Annotated in this window: 18 protein-coding genes; 11 read left to right on the forward strand and 7 right to left on the reverse strand. The window is 72.7% G+C overall.

Going from position 1 to position 14,934, the window contains the following annotated elements:
• Positions 1-95 precede the first annotated feature (95 nt).
• The 3 genes from ACTEI_RS05845 to ACTEI_RS05860 all read left to right on the forward strand — a co-directional run bounded on the left by ACTEI_RS05845 (position 96) and on the right by ACTEI_RS05860 (position 3,108).
• Positions 96-722, forward strand: coding sequence for a mycothiol-dependent nitroreductase Rv2466c family protein (locus ACTEI_RS05845; protein ID WP_122976708.1), 627 nt, complete (start codon positions 96-98; stop codon positions 720-722).
• A gap of 264 nt (positions 723-986) precedes the next feature.
• Entirely contained in the window at positions 987-2,183 is a 1,197-nt protein-coding gene (locus ACTEI_RS05855) for a DUF1015 family protein (RefSeq protein WP_122976709.1), read from the forward strand.
• Positions 2,184-2,190: 7 nt separating this feature from the next.
• Complete coding sequence (locus ACTEI_RS05860) at positions 2,191-3,108, forward strand: alpha/beta hydrolase (protein WP_122976710.1); 918 nt, start codon at positions 2,191-2,193, stop codon at positions 3,106-3,108.
• Between the two features lie 127 nt (positions 3,109-3,235).
• On the opposite strand, the gene rpiA is transcribed toward ACTEI_RS05860, so the two are convergent.
• From rpiA to ACTEI_RS05875, 3 genes are all read right to left on the reverse strand, one after another.
• Positions 3,236-3,937 carry a ribose 5-phosphate isomerase A gene (gene rpiA, locus ACTEI_RS05865; protein ID WP_122976711.1) on the reverse strand — a complete coding sequence of 234 codons (702 nt, stop codon included), beginning with the start codon at positions 3,935-3,937 and terminating at the stop codon, positions 3,236-3,238.
• Positions 3,938-4,033: 96 nt separating this feature from the next.
• Complete coding sequence (locus ACTEI_RS38065) at positions 4,034-4,444, reverse strand: hypothetical protein (protein ID WP_239082561.1); 411 nt, start codon at positions 4,442-4,444, stop codon at positions 4,034-4,036.
• A 29-nt stretch (positions 4,445-4,473) separates the two neighbouring features.
• On the reverse strand, positions 4,474-5,697 hold the full coding sequence (locus ACTEI_RS05875) for a GNAT family N-acetyltransferase (protein ID WP_122976712.1): 1,224 nt from the start codon (positions 5,695-5,697) through the stop codon (positions 4,474-4,476).
• A gap of 102 nt (positions 5,698-5,799) precedes the next feature.
• Here ACTEI_RS05875 and ACTEI_RS37695 point away from each other — a divergent pair, with 102 nt between their 5' ends.
• Both ACTEI_RS37695 and ACTEI_RS05885 read left to right on the forward strand, forming a co-directional pair.
• Positions 5,800-6,618 (forward strand): DNA-directed RNA polymerase II, encoded by an 819-nt coding sequence (locus ACTEI_RS37695; protein ID WP_187645979.1) that lies wholly within the window; start codon positions 5,800-5,802, stop codon positions 6,616-6,618.
• Between the two features lie 27 nt (positions 6,619-6,645).
• Positions 6,646-7,542, forward strand: coding sequence for a glycosyltransferase family 2 protein (locus tag ACTEI_RS05885; RefSeq protein WP_122976713.1), 897 nt, complete (start codon positions 6,646-6,648; stop codon positions 7,540-7,542).
• A 6-nt stretch (positions 7,543-7,548) separates the two neighbouring features.
• Here the strand turns inward: ACTEI_RS05885 and ACTEI_RS05890 are convergent, their stop codons facing one another.
• Together ACTEI_RS05890 and ACTEI_RS05895 are read right to left on the reverse strand one after the other, a co-directional pair.
• Positions 7,549-8,055, reverse strand: coding sequence for an SRPBCC domain-containing protein (locus ACTEI_RS05890; protein ID WP_122976714.1), 507 nt, complete (start codon positions 8,053-8,055; stop codon positions 7,549-7,551).
• Complete coding sequence (locus ACTEI_RS05895) at positions 8,052-8,372, reverse strand: ArsR/SmtB family transcription factor (protein ID WP_122976715.1); 321 nt, start codon at positions 8,370-8,372, stop codon at positions 8,052-8,054. The genes ACTEI_RS05890 and ACTEI_RS05895 overlap by 4 nt, the downstream gene beginning before the upstream one ends.
• 294 nt (positions 8,373-8,666) lie before the next feature.
• Here ACTEI_RS05895 and ACTEI_RS05900 point away from each other — a divergent pair, with 294 nt between their 5' ends.
• From ACTEI_RS05900 to ACTEI_RS05915, 4 genes are all read left to right on the forward strand, one after another.
• Positions 8,667-9,470: a DUF2382 domain-containing protein gene (locus ACTEI_RS05900; protein ID WP_122976716.1), complete on the forward strand. Its 804-nt coding sequence runs from the start codon at positions 8,667-8,669 to the stop codon at positions 9,468-9,470.
• Positions 9,471-9,599: 129 nt separating this feature from the next.
• Positions 9,600-9,824 carry a preprotein translocase YidC gene (locus ACTEI_RS38070; protein ID WP_239082560.1) on the forward strand — a complete coding sequence of 75 codons (225 nt, stop codon included), beginning with the start codon at positions 9,600-9,602 and terminating at the stop codon, positions 9,822-9,824.
• 119 nt (positions 9,825-9,943) lie between these two features.
• A complete protein-coding gene (locus ACTEI_RS05910; RefSeq protein ID WP_122976717.1) occupies positions 9,944-10,171 on the forward strand; it encodes a hypothetical protein in 228 nt (75 codons plus the stop codon).
• Positions 10,172-10,345: 174 nt separating this feature from the next.
• Entirely contained in the window at positions 10,346-11,302 is a 957-nt protein-coding gene (locus tag ACTEI_RS05915; protein ID WP_239082559.1) for an SDR family NAD(P)-dependent oxidoreductase, read from the forward strand.
• 247 nt (positions 11,303-11,549) lie between these two features.
• Here the strand turns inward: ACTEI_RS05915 and ACTEI_RS05920 are convergent, their stop codons facing one another.
• Entirely contained in the window at positions 11,550-11,753 is a 204-nt protein-coding gene (locus tag ACTEI_RS05920; protein ID WP_145831094.1) for a hypothetical protein, read from the reverse strand.
• A gap of 383 nt (positions 11,754-12,136) precedes the next feature.
• On the opposite strand from ACTEI_RS05920, the gene ACTEI_RS05925 reads away from it, so the two are divergent.
• A complete protein-coding gene (locus ACTEI_RS05925; RefSeq protein WP_164465854.1) occupies positions 12,137-13,312 on the forward strand; it encodes a TolB family protein in 1,176 nt (391 codons plus the stop codon).
• Positions 13,313-13,639: 327 nt separating this feature from the next.
• Positions 13,640-13,909, forward strand: coding sequence for a hypothetical protein (locus tag ACTEI_RS05930; RefSeq protein WP_122976721.1), 270 nt, complete (start codon positions 13,640-13,642; stop codon positions 13,907-13,909).
• A gap of 372 nt (positions 13,910-14,281) precedes the next feature.
• On the opposite strand, the gene ACTEI_RS05935 is transcribed toward ACTEI_RS05930, so the two are convergent.
• The gene (locus ACTEI_RS05935; RefSeq protein WP_164465855.1) at positions 14,282-14,827 is read right to left on the reverse strand and encodes an RICIN domain-containing protein; all 546 of its coding nucleotides are present in this window, start codon (positions 14,825-14,827) and stop codon (positions 14,282-14,284) included.
• Positions 14,828-14,934 lie beyond the last annotated feature (107 nt).

Raw genomic sequence — 14,934 nt, forward strand, 5'->3', positions numbered from 1 at the left:
CTCTCCTTCGAGCTGACTGCTTTTCCTCGCAGCCTATGCGGCGCGCGCGTATAGCACCGCACCCGCACCGGCTTCCGTGGTGGCAGGATCTATCCATGACTGAACGCGCCACCGTCGACATGTGGTTCGACCCGCTGTGCCCGTGGGCCTGGATCACCTCCCGCTGGCTGCTCGAGGTGGAGAAGGTGCGCCCCCTCGACATCCGGTTCAACGTGATGAGTCTGTCCGTCCTGAACGAGGGCCGTGACCTCCCGGAGCAGTACCAGGAGCTGATGAGCAAGGGGTGGGGCCCGGTCCGGGTCTGCATCGCCGCGGCCGAGACGGCCGGCCCGGAGGTCCTGCGCGACCTCTACACCGCCCTCGGCACCCGCATCCACCTGCAGAAGTACGAGCTGGACGAGAAGCTTCTCCGGGAGGCGCTGGCCGAGGTCGGCCTCGATCCCGAGCTGGCCGCGGCCGCGCACACCGACGCGCGCGACGAGGCGCTGCGGGAGAGCCACAACGCCGGGATGAAGCCGGTCGGCACCGACGTGGGCACCCCGGTGATCCACGCGCCGGGGCCGAACCCGGACGAGAAGATCGCCTTCTTCGGCCCGGTGGTCACCCCGGCGCCCAAGGGTGAGGCCGCCGGCCGCCTCTGGGACGGCGTGCTGCTGGTCGCCGGCACGCCGGGCTTCTACGAGATCAAGCGCAGTCGCGAGCTCGGTCCGATTTTCGACTAGTTCACCACCCGGCGCGCCCGGCCGTCGTTGGATGGGGTGATGTACACCTCATCCAGCGCGGCGGCCGGCGTGACCATCGGCGTCCAGCGCGAAGTATGGACGGATCTGTCTCCTGAGCTGGCCGGCCTCGTCGCCCCACCGGTCGTGGTGACGGCGCGGCCGGTCGAACGCCCGGTGAACGCGCATCGACGGGCGCAGTTGAGCAGGTCACGAGGGAACATGCCGGTGGGTAGGCATCGGCGGCCGGCCGGGTAAGTTGCCCCCATGACGGTCGTGCACCCGATCAGCCGGGCCTGGATCACCACTGGCGGTACCGGAGCCCAGAACTACGACGAGTTCGCCGACGACGCCGAAATCACCGACATCATCACGGCCAGTCCGCACAGCGCGCTGGCCGTGGAAATGCCGCATCTCGCGCCCGAGTCCCTCGGCAAGACCTTCGCCCAAGCCCTCCCGGACGCCGTCGTCCGGCTGGAGCGCGACAAGTCCGAGGGCAACTACCGGCAGGCCGAGCACGTCGTGGTGCTCTACCGGATCACCGCGAGGGAGGAGGCGCCCGCCTACGGCCTGTGGTGCATGGTCGAGACCGCGCAGATCTCCACCAGCGCCGACGAGCCCGGCCTGGTCATCCGCAACGAGGACGTCTTCATCGCCAAGGTCCGCGAGCGGGTGGCGCTCGCCGACGCGCTGCAGACCCTGCTCTCGCCGGTGCTGCTGCTGCAGACCGGCAAGGGCGAACAGCTGCACGCCGCGCTCGCCGACGCCTGCGACGCCGCGGGCGAGCCGGCGGCCACCGACACCGACCAGAGTGGCCGCACCCACGCCATCTGGGTGGTCGGGGCGGGCGCGCTGCAGGACCGGCTCACCGCGCTGGCGGGCGGTGGCGAGCTGGTGGTCGCTGACGGCAACCACCGCAGCCTGGCCGCGCAGACCGGGGGCCTGCCGCGCTTCCTCGCGGTGATCACCACGCCCGCGTCGGTCGCCATCCAGCCGTACAACCGCCTGGTCAGCGAGCTGCCGGCGCCACCTGAGGAGCTGGTGGCGCGGCTGCGCGCGGCCGGTGCGACGGTCACCGAGCTGCCGCGCGCCGCGCAGCTGCCCGGCAAGGGCACGATCGAGATGTACGCCGGGGGCCGCTCGTACGCCGTCGCGCTCCCGGCCGACCCGGCCGGCACCGCGGTGGAGAACCTGGACCACGCCCTGGTCGAGCGGGTGCTGCTGCGCGACGCGCTGGGCCTGGACCCGGGCGACAAGCGGATCTCCTACATCGGCGGCGACTACCCGGTCGAGTGGCTGCGCGGCGAGGTCGACGCCGGCCGCGCCGAGCTGGCCGTGCTGATCGCCCCGGTGACCGTGGACGACTTCGTCGCGGTCAACCTGGCCCGGCTGAAGCTGCCGCGCAAGAGCACCTGGTTCACCCCGAAGGCGCGCGGCGGCCTCGTGCTGGCCCAGCTCGGCTGACGCACGGATGCTGCACCCCCAGGTGACGGCGGCGGCGAAGTTTCGCCGCCGCCCCTCCGCCGAGCAGCTGGCCGCCGGCCCCTACGAGCAGCTGCGGCACGTCCGCGCGGCGATGGAGGAGGCCAACGAGGCGGAGACCGGACCGGCGTGGCCGCTGCCGGTCGTTGCCGACCTGGACGCCGGCGGCGTGCCGTGCCGGCTGTACGCCACCCGTGCCGGCGCGCCGGTCCTGGTCTACCTGCACGGTGGCGGGTGGTGCTACGGCAGCATCGAGACCGTGGACCGGTTCTGCCGCCGGGTCGCCGACCGTTCCGGCTGCGCGGTGCTGTCGGTCGGCTACCGGCTCGCCCCGGAGCACGTCCACCCGGCGGCCCTGGACGACGCGGAGACCGTGCTCGACCACGTCCGCCGGACCGGCGCCGAGCTCGGCGTCGACCCGGCCCGGCTGGCGATCGGCGGGGACAGCGCGGGCGCGCAGCTGGCCACGGTCGCCGCCCGCCGGCAGCGCGACGCCGGCACCCCGGTGGACTACCAGGTGCTCATCTACCCGGCCGTGGACCCGCTCACCTCCGCCGAGTCCTACGACGAGCTGGGGGAGTACGGCCTGGACCGGGCCTCGATGAGGCTGGCCTGGGAGACCTTCGTCCCGGACCCGGCGACGCGGCTCACCCCGGACGTGGCCCCGCTCGCGGTGGCCGACCTGTCCGGCATGCCGGCCACTCTGATCATCACGGCCGAGTACGACGCGCTGCGCGACGAGGGCGCCGACTACGCGAACGCGCTGATCGCCGCCGGGGTGCCGGTGGTGCACACCCGGTACATGGGCGTGAACCACGGCTTCGCCCGGAAGATCGCCACCATCGACGCGGCGCGTGCCGCGGCCGACCAGGTGGCATTCGCGCTGCGTGCGGCCCTCACCTTCTGAAGAGGGCCGCACGGCCCGCACCCGTGGAAGGGCCGCACGGCCCGCACCCGTGGAAGGGCCGCACGGCCCGCATCTTCGCCGAAGGGCCGCACGGCCTGCGCGACCGGGCCGGCTCCGCGGATCCGGCTCAGCCGGCCAGGACGAGCTCGAAGTCGTAGCCGAAGAACAGACCCGTCTCGACCACGCCGGACATCTGCTTGAGCCGGGCGTGCGCGTCGTCCGCGATCTCGCTGAACCGCAGGTCGATGATCAGGTTGCCGCGCTCGGTGATCACCGGGCCGTCCTTGCCGCCGGCCGCCCGCAGGGTGACCTCCTGCAGGCCGGGGAAGTCCTCGAGCTTCTCGTAGATCAGGCTGAGCGCGGCCGGGTCGATCTCCACCGGGGCCGCGAAGTTCATGCCCAGACGCTCCACGATCTTGGACTGGTCCACCACGATGAACACCTTCGGCGCGGCGGCCATCATCAGCTTCTCCTGGTAGAGCGCGCCACCGCGGCCCTTGATCAGCCGTTTGCGGTCGTCCACCTCGTCCGCGCCGTCGAAGCACCAGTCCGGGCGGGCCTCGTTGAGCGTGGCGGTGCGCAGGCCGAGCGACGCGCACGCGTTCGCCACCTCGATCGAGGTCGGGATCGCGGTGAAGGACAGGTTCTCCTTCTCGGCGCGGGCGGCCAGCGCCTGCAGGGTGAGGAAACTGGTCGAGCCGGAGCCGATGCCGACCGTCTGCCCGTCCTGCAGCTCGGCGGCCAGGCGCGCCGCGGCCGCCCGCTTCGCTTCCTCGTTCTTGATGACGCCTGACCAGGTCAGGCCGTTGGGGCGGTTCTTCCACTGCATGGGCTGTTCAACCGTTTCAGGTCATGCGTCCGGTGGTCCACCTCATCGTAGTGGTCCGGGCGGTTCGGCCGCCGGGACCGGGCGTTTCGGCCCGTCTCAGCGGCGCGGCAGGTCCTCGCGCGGCAACCAGTTGCGCCGCACGATCACCAGGTCCCGCTCGGCCTCGGCCAGCTGCTCGTCGGTCGGCCGGGAGGCGTCCCGGGCGCGCAGCGCCGCGCCGACGCTCACCTGTGACGAGCCCGAGCCGACCAACCCGCGCAGGCCGCGCTCGGCCTCGCGCTCCTCGCCGGCGCCGCCGGAGGGCGCCGGCCGTTTCGCCGGCCGCGGCGGCCCGGGAGCGGCCGGCGGCGGCCCGGGAGCGGCCGGCGGCGGCCCGGGAGCGGCCGGCGGCGGCGCGGGCACCGGCACCGGCACCGGCGCGGCGGGTGCGGGTGCCGCCGGTTCGGCCGCGGGGGTCGCCGCGGAGGGCGGTCGTACGCGCCGGCGGCGGCGCTCGGGCTCAGCCATGATCCCGACGGTACCGCCGCCCGGCGCCCCTAGAACACCTCGGTCACGCTGGGCGCGCGGTGCCAGCCGAACGCCGTGCTCGGATCGTTTTCGGTCAGCTGCCGGACCCGACCGGCCGCAGCGAGCGCCGCCGGCGAGGTCCCGCCGAGGTACGCCGCCCCGAGATCGCTCACCGAGCAGCTCAGGTCGGCCGGGTCACCGGTCCGGACGCAGGTCGCGCCGTCCGGGCCACCGGTCAGCCGCCACCGGCCGGTGTTGGCCGCCAGGATCGGATCCTCGACCTCCAGCACCACGTCCACCGGCGCGCGGTATCGCCGGGCGGCCAGCGCGCCGGGCAGGTCGACCAGCCGGACGAAGAGCGCGTCGGCGAGCGCCGCGCCCAGCCGCCGCGGCTCGTCCACCAGGTACTGCAGCGGCTCGTCCACCGCGGCCATCGAATACGTCACGGTCCGGCTCAGGTCGATGCCGAGCAGGAACCGCCAGAGCGCCTGGTACACCTCCGGGTCACCGGCGGCCACCTCGCGGACCGCCACCTCGGAGTCCGGCCCGTGCTCGTTCCAGCCGTGCCGCACCCGCCAGAGCGCGTACCCGTCCGGGCCGCCGGCGCCCTCGTGCACCACCGCGTACTGCCGGGTGGCGCCGTCGCGGCGGTCCTTCGGGTCGCTGAGCACGAAGCGCCACCAGCGGTCGTCGCGTTCGGACCAGCCGACCCGTCCGGGGCGCAGCCGGTCGTACACCCGGCGCAGGTCGGGCAGCAGCGTGGCCGGGTCACCCATCCGCAGCCGGCCGGGCTGCGCGGCCGGTGCGGCGGTCAGCCGCACCTCGCGATTCATGATCGAGAATTTCAGGCGGCCGATGGCCGGGCCGTACCCGAAACGGGGATAGATCGACGTCTCGCTGGCCCACAGCACGGCGATCGGCTCGCGCCCGGCTTCGGCGATCTCCCGCAGCTGGCGGTGCATCAGCGCGGTCAGCAGGCCCCGCCGCCGGTGTGTGGGCCGCACCCCGACCATGGAGATGTGGGCGGCCGGCAGCGCCGCGCCCGGCACGGTCAGCCGGCGGCTGAAGGCGATGGCGTGTCCGGCGACCACACCGGAGTCGTCGGCGATCAGTGACCGCTCCGGCTCGAAGACCGCTTCCTCGGCGGCTCTGGCCTCGCCCTCGATATCCTCGTGAAAGACCAGTTCGAGCAACTCGCAGACCGCCGGGAAGTCCTCGATCGTGCCCGGCCGGATCCGCACCATGTCATCCATGGAGCTTGTGTAACGGACCGTCGTGTGTGCGAGCCACCGATTTGCGGCCTCGTTACTCTCGACAGCGGACGGCCGTCCGGCCGTCGAATCGAGAGGGGAATCATGCCGGAGCAACCGCAGTGGTCGGAGCGGACGCTCGACATGCCGCCGCAGGATCCGTGGGCCGAGCCGCCGACGATGCCCGCGCCGGCCGTCCCGCACGCCGGCGACCCCACCCGGGTGCAGCGGCCGCACGGGTCGGTCCCCCCGGCGCCGCAGGACGGCGAGCGGACCCGGGTGCAGCCGCCGCCCGGCGCCTCCGCCGCGGTGCCGCCGGGCGCCTCCGCCGCGGTGCCGTGGGGCGCCTCCGCCGCGGTACCGCCGGGCGCCTCCGCCGCGGTGCCGCCCGGCGGCGAGCCGACGCGGGCGCAGGTTCCGCACGGGCCGGTCTCCCCGGCGCCGCAGAGCGCGCCGCCCTCGCCGTTCAGCCGCGGCCGGGCCCAGGTGACGCCGCGGCCGGAGCGGCACGACCACACCGCCGAGCACGAGCCGACCGGCACCGGCTGGCCGGGCGCCGAGGCGCCGCGCCCCCAGCACAGCCTCGACTGGCACCTGCGCCGGCTGCGGCGCGGCGGCGAGTGGAGCACCGCGGCCGTGCTGTTCGCCTTCGTCTGCTGGGGGATCTGGGCGCTCTCCGCGGGCGGCTCGCTGGGCACCCCGGTGGTCGCGTTCGTGGTGACCCTGCTGGTGGCGGCCGGTGTCTTCGCGCTCTGCCGGCTGGTCGGCCAGCTGGTGCTGGAGCGGCAGCTGGGCCGCACCAGGCACACCGCCCGTGGCTCGCACATGGTGGCCGGTCTGTTCCTGGTCGGCGCCGGTTTCACGTTCCTGCAACAGACCGCATGGGTGATGGATGCCGTCAACTGGGTGAAAGACGTGTTTTAGGCCCCGATCCGGGTATCCCGCGCCGTCATGGGGGACAACCGGGTAGGGGTCGTGGTGATCACCTGGCAGCGCCGGGACGAGGCGCTGGCCTGCGTGGACCGCCTGCTGGCGCTGCCGGAGCAGCCGCACGTGGTGCTGGTGGACAACGGTTCGACGGACGGGACGGCGGACGCGGTCCGCGCCCGCCATCCGCGGGTCGAGGTGGTCGCTCTGCGCGAGAACCTCGGGGCGGTCGGCCGCAACATCGGCGTACGCCGCCTGCGTACGCCCTACGTCGCCTTCTGCGACGACGACACCTGGTGGACGCCCGGCTCGCTCACCCGGGCCGCCGACGTGCTCGACGCCCATCCCCGGCTGGCGCTGGTCAACGCCCGGATCGTGGTCGAGCCGGCCGGCGTCGAGGACCCGATCGTCACGGAACTGCGCGACTCCCCGGTCCCGGGCCCGGACTGGCTGCCCGGCCCGGCGCTGGGCAGCTTCCTGGCCGGCGCCTCGGTGCTCCGGCGCGACGCCTTCGAGCAGGCCGGCGGCTTCAACGCGCGGCTCTGGCTGGGCGGCGAGGAGGAGCTGCTGGCCACCGATCTGATCAGCGACGGCTGGGAGCTGTGCTACCTGGAGGAGCTGACCGTCCACCACCGGGCGTCCCGGCTGCGCGACGCCACCCACCGGCGCCGGGTCGGCCTGCGCAACACGCTCTGGTTCACCTGGTTGCGCCGGCCGCTCGGCCCGGCCGTACGTCGTACCGCGTTCCTGGCCCGCACCGTCCCGCGCGACCGCACCTCGCTGCTGGCCGCCTGGGACGCCGCCCGCGGCCTGGGCTGGCTGCTGACCCACCGCCGCCCGCGGCCACTGCAGGTGGAGGCCCGCCTCGGCGTGCTCGACGAGGCGCAACGCCGGTCTACGGCCCGCCGCTACGTGGGCTGAGCCCGGCTATCCGGCGGCCATCACCTTGCCGGTCTCCAGCAGCGACTTGAGGTCGCTGAGGACCCAGGCCCAGCCGCCCCCGCCCTCGGCGCCGGCGTCCGGATTGCCCTGCACCATGGCGGCGTGCGCCGGGGCGCCGGTCAGCTCGTGGGTGATGGTGACCCGGCAGACGCCCGGCCCGGAGTCCTCGATGTCGTAGGTGAGCGTGGTGAACGGCTCGGACGCGGTGGACGGGTCCATCAGCATCCGCCAGGTCTGCACCAGCCGGCGCGGCGGCTGCGCCTCCAGCACCTCACCCTCGACGATGACGTCCGGCAGCGAGAAGCCGTTGGCGGTCGCGTACTCCTTCATCTCCGCGGTCGCCGTCGCGTGGTACCGCCCACCCTTCTCAAGCTCGTAGAACTGCGGTGCGCCGTAGCCGTAGCGCGCGCTCCACTCCGGGTCGGTGATCGCCTGCCAGATCTTCTCCGGGGTCGCCTTGATCCAGATGCGGAACACCTTGGTGTCGCTCATGACTCCTCCTCCAGCGTGTGCTTGAGATCGATGAGGGTGGTGATCTGGTGCTCGGTGTACTTGTCGATCCACCGGTCGTGGATCTGCCGGATCGGCACCGGGTTGAGGTAGTGCAGCTTCTCCCGGCCCGACCGGCGGGTGACGACGAGTCCCGCTTCCTCGAGCACCCTCAGGTGCTTGGCGACGCCGAACCGGGTCATCTCCAGCTCGGCCTCCAGTTCGCTGAGCGTGCGGCCGTCCCGCGCGAACAGCAGGTCGAGCAGGAAGCGACGGCTCGGGTCGGCCAGAGCCTTGAACACCCGATCGTCGTTCGTCATGACGCAAAGTTATGTGACCAAAGGGTCACCTGTCAAGGGCGACCGGGGTGCGGCGGAGCGGCCGGCGCGTCCGCACCGCCGGGCCGGACGCGCCGGCACGGCCGCGTACCGGCGCGCCGCGACCACCGGGAGATGACTCCGCTGCCCGCCGAAGGGCCGCCGGGACGCCGTGCCCGGTTCCGGGCCGCCAGTGCCGCGCTGACCGAATAGTGGCGCTCTGAGCTGCGGAAACATGATGCGTGGCGGCGACCGCGGCGGGTACGCGTCCAGGGATCCAATCGAGAGGAGCCTGCCATGATCGCGCAGGAGCAGATCCATTCGCTGTACGGCCGCGACGTCTTCGACCGCGACGGCGAGAAGGTCGGCAGCATCGGCGAGGTGTGGACCGACGGGGCGGGGCAGCCCACGTGGGCATCCGTGCGTACCGGGCTGTTCGGCATGAAGGAGTCGCTGGTCCCGCTGAACGATGCCGACCTACGCGGTGACGGGATCGTGGTGCCGATCCCCAAGGCACAGATCAAGGACGCCCCGAACATCGACGCCGCCCACGACGAGCCGCTCAGCGGCGAGGAGGTGGACCGTCTCTACCAGCACTACGGGATGAGCTGGCCGGACAGCTACCGCGCCTACCAGGCCGGCGCCGAGCAGGCGCGCAGCAACTACCCCGGCCCCGGCGAGCAGGCCGTCGACGCCGGCTACCGGACCGGATCGGCCGACGACGCGATGACCCGCTCGGAGGAGCGCCTCACCGTCGACACGCAGACCGAGCAGGCCGGCCGCGCCCGGCTGCGCAAGTACGTGGTGACCGAGCAGCAGCAGATCACCGTGCCGGTCACCCACGAGGAGGTCCGCCTCGAACGCGAGCCGATCACCGAAGCGAACCGGGAGGCCGCCTACAGCGGCCCGGACATCACCGAGAACGAGTACGAGGTCACCCTGCACGCCGAGCGGCCCGTGGTCACCACCGAAGCCGTCCCGGTCGAGCGGGTGCGCCTGAGCAAGGAAGCCGTCACCGAGCAGCAGACCGTTGCCGGTGAGGTACGCAAGGAGCGCATCGAGGCGGACCTGCCCGACGAGACGCGCCGCACCATCGACTGACGCGCGGCGCGGGTCACCGACGACGACCTGTGGGCGGCCAGGTCCTGGCCACCGCAGGTTGCCGCGGTCCCGGCACCGCGCGCCGGGGTCGGCGTGCATGAGTCGATCCCGGCGGGGTATGCGCGCCGGATGACGACGAATGAGCGACCCCGTACCGGGGACCTGCCGGTGGACCCGGACACCAAGGCCGAGGAGGGCGCCCCGGCCACCCAGGCGGAGACCCGGCGGCCGGGCGGGGACCTGCCGGACGCGGACATCGTCACCGAGTCGGACGGCTCCGGTGCCTCCGGTGGCGCCTCCGGTGGCAGCGGCGGCGGATCCGGTATGCCGGGCCACCCGGACGCCACCCGGTGACCACCCGGACCCGGACGTCCGGGCCGGCCCGGAAGCCCTCGGTGACCCGCCGCCGCGTGGCCCGGTGACCGCACGTGCTGATCGGGTGTTTCCGTCACGTTCGCGGGTAAGCGTCGGACATGGCAGACGAGACCTTGATCCGTGTCCGTGAGACCGCAGCCGCCTACGCCGAGGCGGTCCGCCAGACCCAGCGCTTCTTCGACGGCCTGGACGACACCACCGACCCCTCGGCCCTGGCCCAGTACGCCAACCTGGTTCGCCAGGAAGAGAGCGCGCTGGCCGATCGACTGGCCGCGCTCACCGAGGCCGGGCTGCGCGCCGGCAGCTTCGACGCCAGTGACGCGTGAGGGCTGCCGGCGATGTGCCGGCACACCTGCCCGCCGCCACCGGGCCGGCCGCCACCGCGCCGGTGCCCGCCGGGCTGCGATGCGATTCCGCGGTGACCGTCGCCGCCGGGCGCACGGCCGGTCCGCGGCGTTGCGGGGACCGTGATGGGCGGGCGGGGAAGCGTCCGTGACGCCGTGGTGCTGATCACGGGGGCCTCCAGCGGGATCGGCCGGGCCACCGCGCTGGCGTTCGCCGCCGACGGGGCCCGGCTGGTGCTGGCCTCCCGGAGCGGGGAGGCGCTTGCCGAGGTCGAGCGCGACTGCCGGGCGCGGGGCGGGCAGGTGCTGGTCGTGCCGACCGACATCACCGATCCCGCGGCCGTCGAGCGGTTGGCCCGGCTGGCGGTGCGACGGTTCGGGCGGATAGACGTCTGGGTCGAGGGGGTGGCCGTCGGCATCGCCGGGCCGCTGGGGTCCGAGTCGGTGGACGAGATCCGCAGGCTGGTCGACACCAACGTCTTCGGCACCGTGCTGTGCGCCCGCGCCGCCCTGGCCACCTTCCGGGCACAGGGCGACGGGATCCTCGTGGTCGTCGGATCGCTGCTGTCGCTGTTGCCGAACCCGATGGTGCCCCTCTACTCGATGACCAAGTTCGCCGTCCGAGGGCTGGCCCTGAACCTCCAGCAGGCGGTCGCCGGGCATCCCCGGATCCGGGTCTGCCTGGTGTTGCCCGGGCCGGTCGACACGCCGTTCTTCGAGCGGGCCGCCAACCACACCGGCCACCAGTTGCGAGCCATCCCGCCCGCGTACGCCCCCGAGCGTCTCGCCGCCGCCATCCTCGCCTGCGCCCGCCGCCCGCGCCGGCTGGTGACCACGGGGGTGGTCGCCCACCTGGCGCTGGTCGCCCACCGCGTGGCGCCACATACCACCGAGTCCCTGGTCGCCCGATGGAGCGCGGCGTTCCTGACGAAGCCCGCCTCGGCCGCACCCGGGCCGGGATCGCTGTTCGACCCACCGCCGACCGGAGCGGTGCACGGCGGGCACCGCCGTGGCCGGCTGCGCCGTCGGCTGGGTGAGCGGCTCGGCATCGCGCAGGCACGCCGAGGCGAACGGGCGCGGGTGGCGCGCGACGGGAACTCCCGGATCCGCTGAGCGGCTCCCGCACGGTCCTCGTCCGGGAACTGCTGGATCCGCTGAGCCGTGCCCGGCACGAACCGCACCCGCACCCGTTCCTCGTCCGGGAGCTGCTGGATCCGCTGAGCCGTGCCCGGCACGAACCGCACCCGTTCCTCGTCCGGGAGCTGCTGGATCCGCTGCAACGCCGGGGCCGCGTCGCCGGCGACGGGACGACTGCGACTCGTGCTCGGCGGCCCGACCCGCAGTCGTCCCGGGAACGGCCCTACGTCTCGGTGTCGTCGGGCACGGCCGGGTCGGTGGCGGGCGGGACGTCCTGCGACGCGTACGGCTTCAGGCCCGCTGCGACACGTTCCCGCTCGGTACGCACGGCCAGCCCGTCGTCGCTCGGATGCGTCGTGGCGCCACCGTGGGCGCTGCGGTCCCGAGGCTGGGGCGGTACTTCGGTGTCCATCGGCTCGCTGGTCACGGTTACCTCCGGTTCGTCGGTCGCCGGCCCTGTCCGGCGGTCAGCGCTGCCATACCCGGAGAAGACCGGCATAAGCGCCTTTCTCCGGTAGGTCGGGCGGCAGAGCCGTGGCGCGCCGGCCGAGGCGGGCCGCGGTCGCCGTGATGTCCCGGTGGATCGGCAGATCCTGCGTCCGTACGCCCCGGGCCTCGCCCGCCGGACGGCCGCGGGCCGTGCGGCTGTCGCCGGTGTCGGCCCGGGCTTCCCCGCCATGACGAAGTCACATGGTTCTATGTAGTTTGGTACGGTCTGGCGTGCACGCCCGGAGGTCGACTGGCCACCGGCAGATCATGTCCATGGGGGATACTGTGCGATCACCGCTGCGCGCCCGGACCGCGCGCGTCATGGCTCTCGGGGCCGCCCTGGCGCTGGTGCCCACCGGCGCCGCCGTCGCCGAACCGAAGCAGACCGCGACGCGCATCTCGGTCGGGTACGACGGCTCCCAGGCGGACGGCAGCTCCAACGCCCCGTCCGTCAGCGACGACGGCCGCTTCTTCGTCTACAGCTCGAACGCCACCAACCTGGTGCCCGGCGACACGAACAATCTGCTCGACATCTTCCGGTACGACCGCGGCACGGGCGTCACCGAACTGGTGACCCGGGGCGTCGGCGGCGTCGCCGCGAACGGCCGCTCCACCGACGAGAGGATCAGCGCCGACGGCCGCTACGTCACGTTCAGCTCGGAGGCCTCCAACCTGGTGCCCGACGACACCGACGGCGAGGCGAACGTCTTCGTCTGGGACGTCGGCTCGAAGACCATCACCCGCCTGCCCGGCGCGCGCTCGCTCTGGCCCGACGTCAGCGCCGACGGCCGGTACGTCACCTACTCGACGTACGCCGCGCTCGTGCCCGGTGACACGGACGACCGGATCGACGTCTACCTCCACGACCGCGAGACCGGCGCGACGGATCTGGTCACCCGACGGTCCGACGGGACCGCATCCGGCGGCTACGAGTCGGTGATCAGCGACGACGGCCGGTACGTGGCGTTCCAGGGTTCCGGAGGGGCGCGGCTGTTCGACCGGGAGACCGGCACGAGCACGGCGATCACCGGCCGGGCCAGCAGCCTGGCGATCAGCGGCGACGGCGCGTTCGTGACGTTCACCTCGTACACCTCCCTGGTCCCGGGCGACACCAACACCGACGCCGACGTCTACCTCTGGGAGCGGCGCACCGGCGAGTTCACCGCGGTCTCGGTCACGCCGGACGGTCACACGCCGGACGCGTTCTCCACCGAGAGCCGGATCAACCGTGACGGCCGCTATGTGACCTTCTGGTCGACCGCCACGAACCTCTCCGGCACGGATGCGGGCGGCTGGCAGACGCAGGCCTACCGCTACGACCGGCAGTCCGCACGCAACACGCTGATCACGGTGCCGGTCAAGGGCGACGACGGCGGCGCCGAGGGCGCGGACCTCTCCGCGGACGGCACGGTCATCGGGTTCATGTCGCTCGGCGAGGATCTGGTCGCCGACGACACCAACGGCGAGCGCGACGTCTTCGTGACCGTCCTTCCCTGACGAAGCGGCCGGCGAGCGGCGTGTCCGCCTGCTGATCGGCTGTCCCCGCTCGCACGGAGCCAACCGGCGAGCGGGCCGGCCGGGCGACCAAGGCCCGGGCTTCGGGACCATGATCCCGAAGCCCGGGCCTTCGCCCTGTTCCGCCAGGTGGAGCGGGGCCCGGGGCGCAGCGGGCCGGCCGATCGGCGGGACGGCCCGGCGACGCGCCGGGCCGGCGGCCACGCCCGATGCTCCCTACCGTGGCCGTGTCGCCCCGCGCGCGACCATGCCCTCCCACCAGCCCGGACACGGCTGTTTGACCGGAGACGTCGCGGGTAGCCGGGACGGATGAACGATACAAATGCCATTTTTGTCGGCGGCCCCTGCGACGGCGAACTCTTCGCCGCCGAGGACGCGGCGCTGGTCGAGGTCGAGATCGATGGCCTGCTGCATCGCTATCTCGTGACTCCGGCGACCCGCGACAGCGAAGGCGGCAGCCGCCGGATCTACAACTACGACGGGGAGATCCGCGGTGAACCGACCGCGGACGGCGTGCAGAGCGGCTCCTCCGGTGAGCGCGTTCTACGGCTCAGCCGCCCGGTGAACGCACAACAGTGAGGGAAACCGAACGCGAAGTCTGCCACGACCACGATGTGCCGTTGATCGTCGGCGAGGCGTGGCCCTCCTGGCAGACTGTTTCACGGGCTGACGAGCCGCTCCGCTGACCTGGGCCTTCGCGTACTGAGGGGCGACGGGAACGGGATTCGCGTAGTCGGTTCGGAAGCAACGAGTCGACCCGGAAGCGGTCCGCCCGGTCCCGGCAGATCCGTATGACCAGGTGTTTGCGCCAGCTCCGTCCCGGTGGATCCGGGGTGTGGCGGACCGTTCCGGTCGGTTCCCTGTCGATGCCTGGTGCTCCACCGGGTCGGTGCGGTGTTCCAGCAGGCGTTGGAATCCGCTACCGGTGCCCCGGCTCGACCGGACCTGTCTTCAGTGGCGCCAGACCTGGTTCCGGTAATCGCCCCAGACGTTGATCGCAGCGACATTTACATCGGGCTGCTCAGAGCCGTTCGCGAAGCTCTGCTGCAACACCTTCCCGCTGCTCACGTTCTCAAGGAAGTATCCGGTGACGTAGTATTCCGCCGGTCTGATCCGCCACTGCTGGTTGGAACCGCCATTGCAGGCAGCCGCCTTGACGTCCGGCTGCTCAGAGCCGTTCGCCCAGCTCTGCTCCAAACACTTACCGCTCTTCTTGTTCTTCACGGTCATGATGACGGAGGACCCGTTCACCCCGGTGAACGCCCACTGCTGATTGTCGCCCCCCGTACACGCGACCGCCTTGATGTTCGGCTGCTCAGAGCCGTTGGCCCAACTCTGCTCCAGGCATTTTGTGCTTCGCCAGTTCCGCATGGGCACCCAAAAGTCCGCGGCGACGGATGCGGCAGCGGACCCCGGTTCAGGCGTCGCCAGCGCCACGGCCGGTGCCGCGAGGATGGCCGCACCGGCCGTGGCGAGAGTGATCACGAGACGTCTCACAGATACCTCCGAAAAGTCGGTGGGAAGGTGTCGGGACGAGGCATGGATCATTCCGGACGTACAAGGGATCAGATTTTCTTTCCCGGAGATCGAAGTAGCGGCATAGC

Source organism: Actinoplanes teichomyceticus ATCC 31121, from assembly GCF_003711105.1.
In the GTDB taxonomy this organism is placed as follows: Bacteria; Actinomycetota; Actinomycetes; order Mycobacteriales; family Micromonosporaceae; genus Actinoplanes; species Actinoplanes teichomyceticus.